The organism is Myxococcales bacterium (assembly GCA_016706225.1).
Taxonomy (GTDB): domain Bacteria; phylum Myxococcota_A; class Polyangia; order Polyangiales; family Polyangiaceae; genus JADJKB01.
Window position 1 is genome coordinate 392,960 of record JADJKB010000024.1, and the last position, 14,414, is coordinate 407,373.

The window sequence follows — 14,414 nt, forward strand, 5'->3', positions numbered from 1 at the left end:
TCGCCGAGGCGCTTGGCGACTTTACGATCATGGCCGTGCACGCTGGCTCTGCGTTCTCGAGGAACCTCTTGCGAGCGTGGCTGCGGCTCAGAGTCAGTGCGGGCGGTCGCGCGCTGGAGTTGTTGCTCTCGCAAGACGGCGTGCGGCGGCGCTTGGCGCGGAGCCGCAGCGCGCCGGTGGAAGGGCAGCTCGTCGATGAACACCTGGCCGCGATGCTCCGCATCGACGACCTCATCAACGACTCCGCGGTCGAGCGAAATGAGCCGGAGGCGGCGCGTCGTGCGCTCCGGGTCAGTGTTGCTTCCGTCGACTCGCCTCCGAGTAGAAACATCGACACCCGCGAGCTCTGGTGGGACGGCCCCGGCGGCAGGCAGCGCGCGCGGCTGTACGCGCCGCCCGGCCTCGCCAAGCCTTCCCCGGCGATCGTGTATTTTCACGGCGGCGGCTGGGTCGTAGGTGATCTCGAGACCCACGACAGCCTGTGCCGGCGCCTCGCCGACAGCGGGAACCTGCGGGTGGTGGCCATCGAGTACCGCCTCGCGCCGGAGCAGCCGTTTCCCGCGGCCGCGGAAGATGCGGTGGCAGCGTTTCGTTGGTGCGTGGAGCACGCGGTGGCGCTCGAGATCGATCCGGCGCGGGTTGCGGTGGCGGGCGACAGCGCCGGAGGAAATTTGAGCGCCGTCGTGGCGCGACACTCCGCGTCTCACGCGCTGAAACCGGCGCTGGCCGTGCTTCTGTACCCCGGGCTGGATGCCACCCTCAGCCAGCCGTCGCATCGAACGCTCGGCGACCGCTGGATGCTCACGAGTGAATCCATCGCCTGGTATCACCGGCACTACTTCGGTGACTCCGAGGAGGTGCGCCGGCATCCCGACGCCTCGCCGGTGCTCGCCGAGGATCTGACGGGGATCTGTTCAACCTGGATCTACGCCTGTCACTTCGACCCGCTGCGGGACGAGGCGGTCCTGTATGCCGAGCGGCTGAAGCAGGCCGGCGTGGTCGTGAAGCTGAGCGTCGTGCCAACGATGATCCATGGATTCCTCCTGATGACACGGGCGTCACCTACGGCGCGGGAGCTCACCGAGCGCATCGCTCGCGACATCGGCGACGCACTGCGGGCGTGACCGATGCGGCGCGTGCCGCCTGCGTGCGCATGGCCCGCTGGACTCCGGGCACTCACCTGGGCGAGAGTAGCTCCAGATGACCGCGCGCGCGTTCTACGACGAGAGTGCGGAGAGTGAGGTCGCTCGCGCCGTCGAGCGCATCGAGCGACGGAGCGGAGCGGAGGTCGTGGTGGCGGTGCGCGCCATCTCCGGCCACTACGCTGGCGAAGACTCCATCCTCGGTTTCCTCTTTGCCTACGCGGGGCTGATGTTGTTTCTATTTCACCCGGCGCCCATTCGCATCGAGGGCTTTGTGCTCGAGTTTCCGTTGCTGTTTGGCATCGGCATGGCGCTCTCGATGTGGGTGCCACCGGTCCGACGTCTGCTCACCTCCCGCGAGCGCCTCGAGGGCAACGCGAGCACGGCCGCTCGTGCGGCCTTCGTCGAGCTCGGCGTGGGTCGAACTCGTGCCCGGACCGGGCTACTCGTGTTCGTTTCGATGTTCGAGCGCCAGGTGGTCGTCGTGACCGACCTCGGGATCGACCGACCAGGCCTCGGCGACGCGCTCGTACGACTGGAGACCGTGCTCGACGGGCGGGCCGAGCTGCCCGCCTTCGTCGCGGCGCTCGACGGGCTCGCTGCACCCCTCTCCGAGCTCTGCCCACGCGCAGCGGATGACGAGAACGAGCTGTCCGACGCTGTGAGGCTGACATGATGAGCCGCACCAACCAACGACGGATCCTCGCTCTGTCGCTGGTTCTCTGGATTGGGCTGCTGGCGCTGCCGCTGATTGCACGACCCGGCGGGGGGCAGACCTACAGCGGTAGCTCGTCGAGCCAAAGCTCCAGCAGCAGGAGCAGCAGCAGCAGCGGCACGTCACGCAGTGGCTCATCGACCGGCTGGTCGTCGAGCGGTTCCTCATCGAGCGGGGGAGGCGGGGACATCGGCGGGTTGGTCGTGCTCTTGTTCGAGAATCCGCTGCTGGGCCTGCTCGTGATTGGGGGCGTCGTGGGTTACACGCTGCTCGTCCGAAGCCGAGAAGGTTCGGGGCAGGCTCGCGACTGGGGCACTCCGGCCCGGGAGTTTGGCACCGGGGCGGATGCCCTTCGGGAAAAGATGGAGGCGGCGGCGGCCGAGCTCGAGACGAGCCGGGTCAAGGGGCAGCGCCAGAGCGAGATGCGCGTTGCGATGGAAGGCATCACCAAGCTGGACCCGAACTTCTCCATCGTGCTGTTCGAGGACTTCGTGTACGCGCTCTACGCCCAGGCGCACACCGCTCGTGGCAACGGAACCCTGGCGGAGCTGGGTCCGTGGATCTCGGGGGATGCACATCGGTCTCTGGCCGAGCTCGGCTCTGGGACGGAAGTGAACGGCATCGTGATCGGTGCCCTCCGCTACCTCTCCATCAACGGCGTGAAGAGTGACGCCGAGAGCGTCAGCGTCACGCTGGAGTTCGAGAGCAACTACTCCGAGCGCGGCGAGAAGAAGGAACGACGCTGGTACGCCGTCGAGCGCTGGACGCTCTCGCGAAAGAAGGGCGTTCTCTCCAAACCCAAAGACAAGGCCCGGACGCTAGAGTGTCCCAGCTGCGGAGCGCCGCTCGAGGCCCTGCGCGGCCGTAGCTGCTCTTATTGCAAGCAGGTCGTTGCCGGCGGGGACTTCGACTGGGAGGTGCGCGAGCTCAAGAGCGTGACACGCGAGCCCCGCGCACCCGGTCTTGCGGGTCACGCCGAGGAGCGGGGAACCGATCTGCCGACCGTGCTCGATCCGAAGGCGAAGGCTCGCTGGGCCAAGCTCGTACTTCGGGATCCCGAGATGAGCTGGCCAAAATTCCAGGCGCGGCTCGAGCTGGTGTTCAACGAGCTGTCACGGGGCTGGAACCGGCAAGATCTCGCCGCGGCGCGGGCCTACCTGAGTGACGGGCTCCACGCGAGCTTCTCGTACTGGATCGAGGCGTACCAGGCGCAGCACCTGCGGAACTACACCGAGGATGCGCGCATCGTCTCGGTGCAGATGGCGCGAGTGACCGGCGACGCAGTCTACGACGCCGTGACGGTGCGAGTGTTCGCGACCGGCTTCGACTTCACCCTGGACGGCGAGGGCAACGTGGTCGGCGGCAGTCGTGATCGGGAGCGGCAATACAGCGAGTACTGGACTCTGATCCGCGGCGCCGGCAAGCGCGGCGCGCCGCGCACCGATCCGGAGTGCCCGAGCTGCGGCGCCCCGCTCGCGATCGAGATGACGGGCCACTGCAGTCACTGCCGGGTCAAGGTCACGAGCGGTGACTTCGACTGGGTGCTTTCACGGGTCGAGCAGGACGAATCGTACTGAGCGGGGCCGAGGTCGCGCCGCGTCGGTCGCGGAGCCAGGACAAGAGCTCGACGATGCCCATGCCATTCCGAGCCGAGACCGCGATCATCATCGGTGCAGGCATGACCTTCTCGAGGGCGTCCTGGAGCGCGGTCAGGTCGAACTCGAGGTGGGGCAACAAGTCCACCTTGGTGAGGACCACCAGGTCCGCCTTCAGGAACATGACCGGGTACTTCAACGGTTTGTCCTCGCCCTCGGTGACCGAGAGCACCACCACGTTGGCGGCTTGCCCCAGGTCGTAAATGGCCGGACACACCAGATTGCCGACGTTCTCGATGAAGAACAGATCGGTGTCCCGCCAGGGAAAATCGTGCAGCGCGCGGTGCACGAGCCGCGCGTCGAGATGACAGGCGGAGCCCGTCGTGATGCCAACCGACGGGATGCCGGCCGCCCGCAGGCGCTCCGCGTCGCGGTCCGTGGCGAGGTCTCCACTCACCGCGCCGAGCCTGACCGACGTGCCCACCGCCCGCGCCAACGCCTCGAGCAGCGCGGTCTTGCCCGAGCCCGGGGAGCCCATCAGGTTGATGGCGAGCACGCCCGCTTCTTCGAAGTGCTCGCGGTTGTGGCGTGCGGTCCGATCATTTTCCGCCAAGAGTTGCCGACTCAGCTCCACCGGAACCAACTCGGGATCTCCACAGCCGCAGGTCTCACACATCGGGTACCTCCATCTCGAGTCGTTCGAGCATGATCTCGTCACCCTGGCGCAGCTCCGCTGGGTGCCCGCAGCCCTCACACTGCAGCCGGCTCCCAGCGACCAGATCTTGGGTGCAGTTGGGGCAGCGCCAGAGCGCCGGCACCGCGCGGATGCTGAGCTCGGCGTCGGCGCAGACAGTCTGCGCGCGAAAAGTCTCGAAGGCGAGCGCGAGCAACTCCGGGTCGACGCCGGACAGCTCGCCGATGCCGAGGTGCACGCGGCCGACGCGATTCGCCCGGTGGTTGGCTGCTTCCAGCTCTACCTGTCGAATCAGCGCGGAGACGATCGAGTATTCGTGCATCGCTCACTCGCTCTCGAATTGGGGTGGGCGTTTTTCGAAGAACGCACTGATGCCCTCGGCGAAGTTTGCCCCGTTGGCGCTGCGCTCCAGCTCTGCGAGCTCCGCATCCAGGTGTTGATCCAGACGGTCCATACCGGAGGCGCGGTTGATCAGTGCCTTGGCGGAGGCGATCGCCGCCGTGGGCGCTGCGGCCAGGCGTTGACCGAGCTCGCGTACTTTTGTGTCGAGCTCGGCGTCCGGTACGACGTCGTTGATCAAGCCGAGCGCGAGCGCCTCGCGGGCCGACAGCCGTGGGCTCGTGAGCGCGAGCTCCATCGCCTTGTGAAAACCTACCAGGCGCGGCAGGAAGAACGTCGAGCTCTCGGCGCCGGACAGGCCGGTCTTGAAGTAGGCCCACTCGAACCACGCCCGCTCCGACGCGATGACCAGGTCGCATGAAAGCGCGATGCCGAGCCCCCCGGCGGCCGCTGCGCCGTCGACGGCCGCGATGAAGGGTTTGGGCGCGCGGCGGATCTCGGAGATGGTGCTGTGGATGTACTCGAGGATTTGTTTGAAGATCGGGCCGTAGCCGCCGCCGTGTGCGCCGGGAGCGAGGTAGTCGAGATCGGCTTCGGCGCCGCCAGCGAAGATGTACTTCAGGTCTGCACCGCTCGAGAACATGCCGCCTTCACCGGTCAGGATCACGGCGCGCACGGCCTTGTCGCGTGCGAGCTCCAGGCCGGCCTTGCGAAAGTCCCGCGCCGTCTCCACGTCGAGGGAGTTCATGCGCTCGCGGCGGGCAATGGTCAGCACCGCCAAGCTGCCGTCTCGCTCGATGTGGATGTGACTCATGCGTGAACCTCAACAGATGCGGGGCAGGAGCACGCCGTCGGGCTCCGAGAGCAGGCGTCGTCCAAAACCGGTGTCGAGCACGACACGGCCGGGTTTCTCGCTCACACACTCGCCGATCAGCGCGGCGTCACGCCCGAGGGGATGGGAGCGCACCGCGTCGAGCACGGCATCGGCCACGTTTGCAGAGAGGCCGATGACCGCCTTGCCTTCGTTGGCGACCAAGAGCGGGTCGATGCCCAAGAGCTCGGCGACCGCGCGGACCTCGCGTCGCACCGGGATCGCCGGCTCGTCGATCAGCATGCCGACCCCGCTCTTTTCGGCCATTTCGTGGAGCGCGCTCGAGAGCCCGCCGCGGGTGGGATCCTTGAGCGCGACGACTCCCTCCCCACCAACCTCGAGCACGCGCCGGACGAGATCGTTCAGCGGCGCCACGTCGGAGAAGATCGGGGCTTCGAGGTCCAGCTGGTTGCGCGCAGCCATGATCGCGAGTCCGTGGTCCCCCATGCTGCCCGTGACCAAGATGCGGTCGCCGGCTGAGAGCCCGGAGTCTGGGACGACCCGCCGTGTGAGCCCCACCCCCGTGGTGTTGATCACGATGCCGTCGATTTCACCCTTGCCCATCACCTTGGTGTCACCCGTGACGATGGTGGTGCCCGCGCTCTCGCATGCCGCCCGCATCGAGGCCCAGATGCGCTCGAGCACGACCCGCTGAAACCCCTCTTCGATCACCACGGCCGAGGTCAGCGCGAGCGGTGTCGTCACGCCCATCATGGCCAGATCGTTGACGGTGCCGGCGATGGCCAGCCGGCCGATGTCCCCGCCGGGGAACTCGATCGGGTGCACGACGTGGGAGTCGGTGGTGATGACGAGCCACTGATCACCGAGGCGGAGCGCCGCGCCGTCATCCATGGCCTCGAGGCCGATGCCGTCGATGCGAGCGAACCCGGGGACGAAGATTTGTTCGATCAGGCTGCGCATGGCGTTGCCGCCCGCGCCGTAGCTGAGTGTGATGCGCTCTTCGACGAGACCCTGATTGCGGGTCATGACGCCCTCCGCCGGATGTTTCGCAGATCCGGGTGTCCGCCGTAGGTGAGCCAGATCTTGCAGGTGCCCTCGGAGCTCACCATGCACGCCCCCACCGGCGCGTCCGAAGTGCACTCCTTGCCGAACAGCTCACAGTCCGTCGGCGAGGCGATGCCCGCCATGATGTCACCGCACTGACACTTCTGCACCAGCTTGGGCGGTGCGTAGTCCCAGAGCGACGAAACATCGATGTCGAAGCGTCGCCGGGCGTCGAAGTCTGCGAAGTCGTCCCTGAGCCGGAGGTTGCCGTTCGGCACATGAGCGATCCCGCGCCAGCGGCCGCCGATGGGCCGAAAGACTCGCCACAAGAGCTCCTGCGCTCGCCGGTTTCCCTCGCGCGTCACACAGCGGGGATAGGTGTTCACGACCTTCGGCACTCCCGAGCGAATCGCCCGCACGAGCTCGAGCAGCCCGGCGAGCACGTCGAGCGGTTCGAACCCCGCTACGACCACCGGCATTCGGTGCCGCTCCACGAAGGGCTCGAACACCCCGTAACCGGTGATGGTCGCGGCGTGTCCCGCGGCCAGGAATCCTTCGACCTTTGCCCCGGGCATCTCCGCCACGATCTCCATCACGGGCGGGATGTATTTGTGCGCGGAGAGCACGCTGAAGTTCGCCGGAGGGTCGTCGAGCAGCGCCGCCGCGGTTGCGACGGCGGTGGTCTCGAACCCCGACGCGAAGAAGACGACGGGCTCCCGGATCTCCCGCGCGAGCGCGACCGCTTGGCTCACGCCGTACACGACGTCCACCTTGGCTCCGTCGGCGCGCGCGTCCCCGAGAGACTGCACCGTGCCGCGCACCCGCAGCATGTCGCCGTAGGTCGAGACTCGGATGCCCGAGCGCGCCAGGGCCACGGCTTCGTCCACCTCTGGCACGTCCGTCACACACACGGGACAGCCGGGGCCCATGATCACGTCCAGCCCCTCGGGAAATGCCGCGCGCAGACCGAAGCGAGCGATGGCCTGCTCGTGGCTGCCGCAGACGTGCATCACCGTCACGGGGTCCCGCCCCAAGGCGTGCACCTCCTCTTCGAGGCGCGCCGAGAGTGCGCGCGCGCGCGCCGGATCGCGGAACGTGAGCTCAGCGTCCACGGCGACCTCCTGCAGCTTCGAGCTCGCTCTTCACGTCCGCGCTCATCAAGTCCTGGTCCTCGGCGCGGAGCAGCTCGTCGTAGAGCGCCAGGGTCTGCTCGGCTTCTTCGGCCGGAATGCGCCGGATCGCGTAGCCGACGTGGTTGAGCACGTAGTCTCCCGGGGAGACACTCTGATCGACGACGTCCAGCCGGATGTCCTTCTGCACGCCCCAAAAATCCACCCTGGCAACGAGGCCATCGATGCTGACGACACGACCGGGGACTCCGAGGCACATCTCAGCTCCTCCCTCGCAAGACTGCGTCCGCCACGAGCACCTGTCCCAGAGCGACGCCGCCGTCACCGCAGGGCACTTCGCTGTGCAGAAGGACGTCGAACTCGGGGCTCAGCTCGGCTAGCACACCCTCAGCCAAACGGGCGTTCTGGAAGACGCCGCCGGTGAGCACGATGGGCATGCGACCGACTTCACGGAGCGCGGCTCGCACCATCGCGACGGTCGCCGAGACGAGCGTGTCGACGAAGCGGGTTGCGATCAGCTCTCTGGAACGACCGGCGAGCAGATCAGCCACCACGCCGCGGACGATGGGTCGTGTATCGAGCTCCCGGGGCATCTCGTTCGACAGCGAGAACGGGTAGCTCACCGCTCTCGGGCCGACAGCAAGCTCGTCGCAGAGGACCGCGACCTGACCCTCGTAGCTCGCGGTCGGGCGGCTGAGCAGCAAGGAGCCGACGGCGTCGAACAAACGACCCACGCCGCGGGCTTGGGGTGCATTCAGGTCCCGCGAGAGCATCTGGCGCACGACGCGGAGCTCCTGGGGAGCTACCGCGGAAAATAGCGCGAGCTCTCCGATGGGGGCGTCGTCCGCGTAGGCATCGAGCAACACCGCGAGGGCGATGCGCCAGACGTCACGGATAGCGCGCTCTCCGCCGGCCAGGCGGATCGGGCGGAACGTCGCCAGGCGCTCGAACCCGTCGAGGCGGGTGAACAAAAGCTCTCCGCCCCAGGCAGTGCCGTCGGTTCCCCAACCCGTTCCGTCGTAGGCCACGCCCAGCACCGGACCCGAGAGTCCATGCTCCGCCATCGCACTCACCACATGGGCGTGGTGGTGTTGCACGCCCACCTTCGCTGCTGCCGGGCGCGCCAGCGCGTAGCGTGTCGAAGCGTAACCGGGGTGCAGATCGTGAGCGACGACCTCGGGGTGGATGTGCACCAGCGTCTCGAGCCGCGAGATGGCGAGCTCGTAGAAGTCCAGAGTTGCGATGCTGTCGAGATCACCGACGTGCGGTCCGAGGTAGGCGCTGTCACCGCTGGCCAAACAAAAGGTATTCTTGAGGTGAGCGCCGCAGCCGAGCACGGAATGCTCGACGCCTCGAGCGAGCGCGATGGGGTGGGGCACGTGGCCCCGCGAGCGCCTGAACAGGCTCGGTTGTCCGGCGATCACGGCCGCGACCGAGTCGTCGCAGCGAGTCGCGATCTCGCGGTCGTGGGTCAGGAGTGCGTCGGCGATGCCCCGCAGGCGGTGCCGCGCCTCAGCGTCGTCCCGACAGATGGGTTCGTCCGCCGGGTTGGCGGAGGTCATGACGAGCGGACGACCGACGGCACGCAGCAGCAGGTGATGCAGCGGTGTGTAGGGCAAAAATAGCCCCACACGCTGGCTGCCCGGTGCAACCCCGGCGGCGAGCCGACCCCCTGTCTGCGCACGGGTCAGCACGATGGGTCGCTCGGCGCTCTCCAGCAGCCGGGCTTCGGCGTGGGAGAGCACGGCCAGGGCCTGCGCGGCGGCCGGCGAGGTGACCATCACCGCGAAGGGTTTTTCGTCGCGGTGTTTGCGCGCTCGGAGCGCAGCGACCGTATCCTCGCGTGTGGCGTCGCAGGCCAGGTGAAAGCCGCCCAGTCCCTTGATGGCAACGATGGCGCCGTCCGAGAGGAGCTCCACCGTCTTGGACAACGCCGCGCCCGCCGTCGCCATCGGCTGGCCTGCGAGATCGACGAGGGTGAGCTGTGGACCGCAGTCGGGGCACGCGTTGGTCTGCGCGTGAAACCGCCGGTCGCCGACGTCGTCGTACTCGCGCTGGCAAACGTCGCACATCACGAACGGCGCCATCGTCGTCGTCGGGCGATCGTAGGGGATCCCCGTCGTGATGGTGAAACGCGGCCCGCACGCGGTGCAGCTGGTGAAGGGGTAACCGAAGTGTCGGTCCTCGGGGTCGAGGATCTCGGCCAGGCAATACGGGCAAGTGGCCAGGTCCGGCGGAAGGGAGAGCGCCCACTGGTCGCCATCCGTGCTGGGGGCGATGCTGAATGTCTTGGTTGGCTCAGGCGGGATGGAGGTCACCGCGACCTCGCGCACGCGGATGTTGCCCGGCGGCTGCCCTCGCAATCGCTGCACGAGCTGGTCCACGGCGCCCGCTCGCCCGAAGGCCTCGATGGTCACACCGCGAGCTTGGTTGAAGACGCTCCCGCCCAGTCGGAGCTCGCGTGCGACCCGGTAGACCCAGGGCCGGAAGCCGACGCCCTGGACGACTCCGCGTACCTCGATGCGCGCGCCCGCCCGGGCAGACAGATCGCCGCCCGCGCTGGCTGGCGATTCGACGCGCCGCTCAAAGTCCGAGGACACGGGCCGCACGCGCTCGACTCCCTTCCTCCGGGCACTGGCGCCGGCGCAGCTCGAAGCCCCTGCCACGAAGCTCGTCGGCCACCCGCTCGACCAGGGCTGGCAGACTCGCTGCGACCCGCGGAGTGCGAGCAAGTCCGAGCTCGATGCTCTCGGGGACGACGCCCAGCACGATCACGCGCTTCGGGTAGCACTCCACGAACTGTGCGGCCGAGAGCAGATCGAGCACACCGACCTGGTGCGCCGACAGACGCTCGCTGATGACCGGCACGACCTCGTCACCCTCGACCACCACCAAGCTGCCCGGCGGGGCGCCGGCTTGCACGGCGTCGACCAACACCAGCTCGTCGGCGTCAGCGACGACCGACAACAACGACATGCCCAGCGTACCGCCGTCGAGCACCTGCACGCCTTCGGGGACCTCGTACTGGTCCAGGAATTGATGCACCGCAGCGACCCCCGCGCCGTCATCACTGCAGAGCACGTTACCCAATCCCAGGACGAGCAGCCGAGGTCTCTCCGTCATGGGTCCTGCCGATCCTGGAGCAGGGACTTGGGCAGGTACTTGTACCCGCTGACGATCGAGTCGACGGTGCCGTTCTTCTCGACCCGGGACACCAGGAGCGCCGAAAACACGTGGTGCACGGAGAAGCCGATCAGCAGCCACATCACCACGTGGTGGAGCCAGCGCGCGCCGGCCGCCCCGCCGAACAGGGGCAACAGCTCGCCCCAGACCTTCATGTAGGAGGTGTGCGCGCTGACCGAGTAGAGGGCGAGCCCGCTGAAGATCATCACCAGGTACAGGGCGAAGACCGCCACGTACGTCGCGCCAGCCATCGGGTTGTGTCCAACCGTCGGCGGCGGGGTCGGCCGGAGCAGGATGTAGAACAAGAAGGTCCCGAGCATGTCCCGCAGGCGCTGGCGTGTCGTCGGCACGAACTGGTCGAAGCGCGCCCAGCGCGGGCCGGTGAACATCCAGATCAGCCGGGCGCCGACGCTCAACGAAAACACGATGGCGGCGTAGAAGTGGACGACCTTGAACCAGCCCATCACGAAGGTGTTCGAGGCGGGTCCCGGAGAGGTCAAGAACGGCCTTCCGAGGTAGATCCCCGTCACCGTGAGCACGACCATCGAGAAGACGATCAACCAGTGCGTGCTGCGGACGACGAGATCCCACACGTAGACGGGTTCGAGGGACTCCGCGGCCTCAGCGTGCGCGACGCGGTCTCGCTCGTGATCGACCGTCGAGCTGGTCATCGGACGACCACCTTCGAGAGCTCTCTGCCGGTGGCGTCGAGCACATGGACGCCGCACGCCATGCAAGGGTCGAACGAGTGCACGGTGCGCAGGATCTCCAGCGGCTTCTCCGGATCGGCGATCGGCGTACCGAGCAGCGCAGCCTCGTAAGGGCCTGGTTTGTCGGCGGAGTCCCGGGGTCCGGCGTTCCAAGTGCTGGGTACGACGCACTGATACCTGTCGATCAGGCCGTCCTTGATGTGGACCCAGTGACCGAGCGCTCCTCGCGGCGCCTCGTGAAAGCCCGCGCCGGTCGCGTCCTTGGGCCACGACGCGGGATCCCACTTCGAGCTGTCGTGGATGCGCAGCTCACCCCGCCCCATGTTCTTGGCCAGCTCGTCCACCCAGTCGCCGATCTTCTCGACCAGGACCTGCGTCTCGATGCCGCGGGCCGCCACTCGACCGAGCGTCGAGAACAAGACCTCGGGCCCGACCTCGAGCTTGGCGAGCACGGCACCCACCAGCTCTTTCACCCTTCCATGCCCAGAGGCGTAGGCGACCAACATGCGAGCCAGCGGACCCACCTCCATCGGCAAGCCGTCGTAGCGAGGTGATTTCAGCCAGCTGTACTTCTGGCTGGTGTCCAGGCGATCGAACGGCGGTTTGGGGCCCGTGTAGTTCGGCTGGGTCTCACCCTGCCGTGGGTGCAGTCCTTGGTCGTCGCCACCCGCATAGGTGTACCAGGAGTGTTTGATATGCTCCGTGATCTTGTCCGGATTGAACGCCTCCACCTGCTTCAGGTTCTTGTCGCGGATCACTCCCGATGGGATGTACAGCTTGGCGTTTGCGCCATCCGTCTCCGGGTACTCGCCGTAGACCAGGAAGTTGCCCACGCCGCCGCCGTAGCTCGCCCAATCCTTGTAGAACCCGGCCACCGCCAAGAGGTCGGGCAGATACACCCGCGTGACGAAGTCGCGCGCTTCGGCGATCAGCTTCTGCATGTTGGCAATCGTTCCGATGTTGATGGACGCCTGCTGGTTCGGGTCCACCGGGGTCGCCATGCCGCCGACCAAGAAACCCTGCAGATGCGGGTTTTTTCCGCCCAAAATGGCGTGGATCTTGATGAACGAGCGTTGCCAGTCCAGCGCCTCGAGGTAGTGAGCCACCGCCAGCAGATTCGCCGCGGGCGGCAGCTTGTAAGCCGAGTGACCCCAGTACGCGTTGGCGAAGGGGCCGAGCTGTCCGCGGTCGACGAACCCCTTGAGGCGAGCCTTGACGCCCTCGAAGTACTTGCGGCTCGATTTGGGCCAGTCGGAGATGCTCTGAGCGAGCTCGGAGGTCGCGCCGGGATCGGCCTCCAGCGCCGAGACGATGTCGACCCAGTCGAGGGCGTGCAGGTGATAGAAATGCACCACGTGGTCCTGCACGCACTGCGAGGCCATGATCAGGTTGCGCAGGAGCCGCGCATTCGGCGGCGGCTCGGCGCCGATGGCGTTTTCGACCGCGCGGATCGACGCGATTGCGTGAACGGTCGTGCACACGCCGCAGATGCGCTGAGTGAAGGCCCAGGCGTCACGAGGGTCGCGCCCCTTCAGGATCATCTCGATGCCGCGGAACATCGTGGAGCTCGACCAAGCGTTCGCGACCTTGCCGTCCTCGACCTCGGCCTCGATGCGCAGGTGGCCTTCGATGCGAGTGACCGGATCGACGACGATGTGGGTCATGACTGGCTCTCCTCGGACTCATCGTCCGCGTCGGGTTTGGAGTCGGCGGCCGCCGGCGGGGGTTCGGTCGGGGTCGTCTTTGGGCGGTTCCGGACCATGCGTGCTCCCAGCTGAGCCAGCGAGTGTGCGGTGAACGCCGCGCCGACACCGAGGGTGGCGAGGAGGCCGACCTTGTCGATGCTCGAGGCGGCGCTGAAGCCCGGAATTCCCGGCAAATGTTCGTAGAATGGCGTCATGCGGTCCCAGAAGTGCGGCTCCGCGCAGCCCAGGCACGGGTGCCCGCAGCCGATCGGCCAGTTGGTCCCTTCGTTCCAGCGCACGTTCGGACAGTTCTGGAACGTGACGGGGCCCTTGCAGCCCATCTTGTACAGGCAGTAGCCGACGCGATGCCCCTCGTCGCCGAACTGCTCGACGTACTGGCCCGCGTCGAAGTGCGCACGGCGCTCGCAAGCATCGTGAATGGACTTGCCGTAGGCGAACAGCGGGCGCTTCAGGTTGTCGGTGGGCGGCCAGTTGCCATAGGTCAGGAACCAAACCAGCACAGCCGTCAGGTTCTCGGCGTTCACTGGACACGCGGGGAGATTGATCAGGGTCTTCAGATGCGGGACGGCGTCCGCGACACTGACGGCACCGGTCGGGTTCGGGGAGGCGGCGGGCAGACCGCCAAATGCGGCGCAGGTGCCGACGGCGATCGTGGCCAGCGCTCCGCCGCAAACCTCGCGGGCGATCTGGAGCGCGGACTTTCCGCCGATAGTGCAGTAGGCGCCGCCTGCCCCGGTTGGGATCGAACCCTCGACGACGACGATGTACTGGCCCTTGTGTCCCTGCACGGTGGCATCGAGGGCCGACTCGGCCTGGTGACCCGCCGCGGCCATGATGGTCTCGTGGTAGTCCACCGAGAGCACGTCCAGCACGACGTCGGCGGCCGACGGTTTGCTCGAGCGCAGGAACGACTCCGTGTTGCCGGCGCAGTCCTGAAACTCGAGCCAGACCAGGATGGGTTTCTGCTTCTTTTCCAGCACTTCGGCGATCTGCGCGCTGGCCGACGCCGGCAGTCCGAGTGTCACCGCGACCGCGGAGCAGAAGGCGAGAAACTCCCTACGACCGACCCCGTGAGCCTCGAGCTCGTCACCGAAACTCCAAGTCCTCACTCCCATGTTGAACCTCCTGGAGTGAAAAAGAGCGAGCAGGGACCGTGCCAGGCGTACCCGGCTCGGATTGGGGCTCCAGGCGCAGGCTTCCGGCAATCTCGTCGTCCTCCGAGATAACCCATGCAGCGATTGCAGCGATGAGCCTGCGCTCGACTGCCGCCGCAACGGTGAAATCCGCTCGCGTCCACGCTGGCACGCCCTTCGCTCTTCAGCTC

At 67.2% G+C, this 14,414-nt stretch carries 14 protein-coding genes; 3 read left to right on the top strand and 11 right to left on the bottom strand.

Translation table 11 applies throughout. From position 1 onward, the window contains the following. Nucleotides 1–35: 35 nt before the first annotated feature. From IPI67_37625 to IPI67_37635, 3 genes are all read left to right on the top strand, one after another. Nucleotides 36–1,124, top strand: a complete 1,089-nt coding sequence (locus IPI67_37625; protein ID MBK7585894.1) for an alpha/beta hydrolase — start codon at nt 36–38, stop codon at nt 1,122–1,124. Nucleotides 1,125–1,200: 76 nt separating this feature from the next. Then, nucleotides 1,201–1,818 carry a hypothetical protein gene (locus IPI67_37630; GenBank protein ID MBK7585895.1) on the top strand — a complete coding sequence of 206 codons (618 nt, stop codon included), beginning with the start codon at nt 1,201–1,203 and terminating at the stop codon, nt 1,816–1,818. Continuing rightward, nucleotides 1,815–3,434, top strand: a complete 1,620-nt coding sequence (locus tag IPI67_37635; GenBank protein ID MBK7585896.1) for a TIM44-like domain-containing protein — start codon at nt 1,815–1,817, stop codon at nt 3,432–3,434. The genes IPI67_37630 and IPI67_37635 overlap by 4 nt, the downstream gene beginning before the upstream one ends. Here the strand turns inward: IPI67_37635 and hypB are convergent. The 11 genes from hypB to IPI67_37690 are packed head-to-tail and all read right to left on the bottom strand — an operon-like array spanning nt 3,376 to nt 14,205. Beyond that, a complete protein-coding gene (gene hypB, locus IPI67_37640) occupies nt 3,376–4,128 on the bottom strand; it encodes a hydrogenase nickel incorporation protein HypB (GenBank protein ID MBK7585897.1) in 753 nt (250 codons plus the stop codon). The two genes, IPI67_37635 and hypB, sit on opposite strands and share 59 nt — an antisense overlap. After that, nucleotides 4,121–4,468, bottom strand: a complete 348-nt coding sequence (hypA, locus tag IPI67_37645) for a hydrogenase maturation nickel metallochaperone HypA (GenBank protein ID MBK7585898.1) — start codon at nt 4,466–4,468, stop codon at nt 4,121–4,123. Before hypA ends, hypB begins: the two co-directional genes overlap by 8 nt. A 3-nt stretch (nt 4,469–4,471) precedes the next feature. Next, nucleotides 4,472–5,299, bottom strand: a complete 828-nt coding sequence (locus IPI67_37650) for an enoyl-CoA hydratase/isomerase family protein (protein ID MBK7585899.1) — start codon at nt 5,297–5,299, stop codon at nt 4,472–4,474. A gap of 9 nt (nt 5,300–5,308) precedes the next feature. Beyond that, a complete protein-coding gene (hypE, locus tag IPI67_37655) occupies nt 5,309–6,343 on the bottom strand; it encodes a hydrogenase expression/formation protein HypE (protein ID MBK7585900.1) in 1,035 nt (344 codons plus the stop codon). After that, the gene (gene hypD, locus IPI67_37660; protein ID MBK7585901.1) at nt 6,340–7,488 is read right to left on the bottom strand and encodes a hydrogenase formation protein HypD; all 1,149 of its coding nucleotides are present in this window, start codon (nt 7,486–7,488) and stop codon (nt 6,340–6,342) included. The genes hypE and hypD overlap by 4 nt, the downstream gene beginning before the upstream one ends. Then, nucleotides 7,463–7,750, bottom strand: coding sequence for a HypC/HybG/HupF family hydrogenase formation chaperone (locus tag IPI67_37665; protein ID MBK7585902.1), 288 nt, complete (start codon nt 7,748–7,750; stop codon nt 7,463–7,465). Before IPI67_37665 ends, hypD begins: the two co-directional genes overlap by 26 nt. 1 nt (nt 7,751) lies before the next feature. Beyond that, nucleotides 7,752–10,037, bottom strand: coding sequence for a carbamoyltransferase HypF (gene hypF, locus IPI67_37670; GenBank protein MBK7585903.1), 2,286 nt, complete (start codon nt 10,035–10,037; stop codon nt 7,752–7,754). A 37-nt stretch (nt 10,038–10,074) separates the two neighbouring features. Next, nucleotides 10,075–10,614 (bottom strand): HyaD/HybD family hydrogenase maturation endopeptidase, encoded by a 540-nt coding sequence (locus IPI67_37675; protein MBK7585904.1) that lies wholly within the window; start codon nt 10,612–10,614, stop codon nt 10,075–10,077. Continuing rightward, nucleotides 10,611–11,345 (bottom strand): Ni/Fe-hydrogenase, b-type cytochrome subunit, encoded by a 735-nt coding sequence (gene cybH / locus IPI67_37680; protein ID MBK7585905.1) that lies wholly within the window; start codon nt 11,343–11,345, stop codon nt 10,611–10,613. The genes IPI67_37675 and cybH overlap by 4 nt, the downstream gene beginning before the upstream one ends. Continuing rightward, on the bottom strand, nt 11,342–13,048 hold the full coding sequence (locus IPI67_37685; GenBank protein ID MBK7585906.1) for a nickel-dependent hydrogenase large subunit: 1,707 nt from the start codon (nt 13,046–13,048) through the stop codon (nt 11,342–11,344). Before IPI67_37685 ends, cybH begins: the two co-directional genes overlap by 4 nt. Beyond that, a complete protein-coding gene (locus tag IPI67_37690; GenBank protein MBK7585907.1) occupies nt 13,045–14,205 on the bottom strand; it encodes a hydrogenase small subunit in 1,161 nt (386 codons plus the stop codon). The genes IPI67_37685 and IPI67_37690 overlap by 4 nt, the downstream gene beginning before the upstream one ends. Nucleotides 14,206–14,414: the final 209 nt, after the last annotated feature.

Bases quoted from the DNA above. Each gene is read 5' to 3' on its own strand.
- IPI67_37630 (MBK7585895.1), top strand. From the start codon at position 1,201: ATGACCGCGCGCGCGTTCTACGACGAGAGTGCGGAGAGTGAGGTCGCT.
- IPI67_37635 (MBK7585896.1), top strand. From the start codon at position 1,815: ATGATGAGCCGCACCAACCAACGACGGATCCTCGCTCTGTCGCTGGTT.
- hypB (MBK7585897.1), bottom strand. From the start codon at position 4,128: ATGTGTGAGACCTGCGGCTGTGGAGATCCCGAGTTGGTTCCGGTGGAG.
- hypA (MBK7585898.1), bottom strand. From the start codon at position 4,468: ATGCACGAATACTCGATCGTCTCCGCGCTGATTCGACAGGTAGAGCTG.
- IPI67_37650 (MBK7585899.1), bottom strand. From the start codon at position 5,299: ATGAGTCACATCCACATCGAGCGAGACGGCAGCTTGGCGGTGCTGACC.
- hypE (MBK7585900.1), bottom strand. From the start codon at position 6,343: ATGACCCGCAATCAGGGTCTCGTCGAAGAGCGCATCACACTCAGCTAC.
- IPI67_37665 (MBK7585902.1), bottom strand. From the start codon at position 7,750: ATGTGCCTCGGAGTCCCCGGTCGTGTCGTCAGCATCGATGGCCTCGTT.
- IPI67_37675 (MBK7585904.1), bottom strand. From the start codon at position 10,614: ATGACGGAGAGACCTCGGCTGCTCGTCCTGGGATTGGGTAACGTGCTC.
- cybH (MBK7585905.1), bottom strand. From the start codon at position 11,345: ATGACCAGCTCGACGGTCGATCACGAGCGAGACCGCGTCGCGCACGCT.
- IPI67_37685 (MBK7585906.1), bottom strand. From the start codon at position 13,048: ATGACCCACATCGTCGTCGATCCGGTCACTCGCATCGAAGGCCACCTG.
- IPI67_37690 (MBK7585907.1), bottom strand. From the start codon at position 14,205: ATGGGAGTGAGGACTTGGAGTTTCGGTGACGAGCTCGAGGCTCACGGG.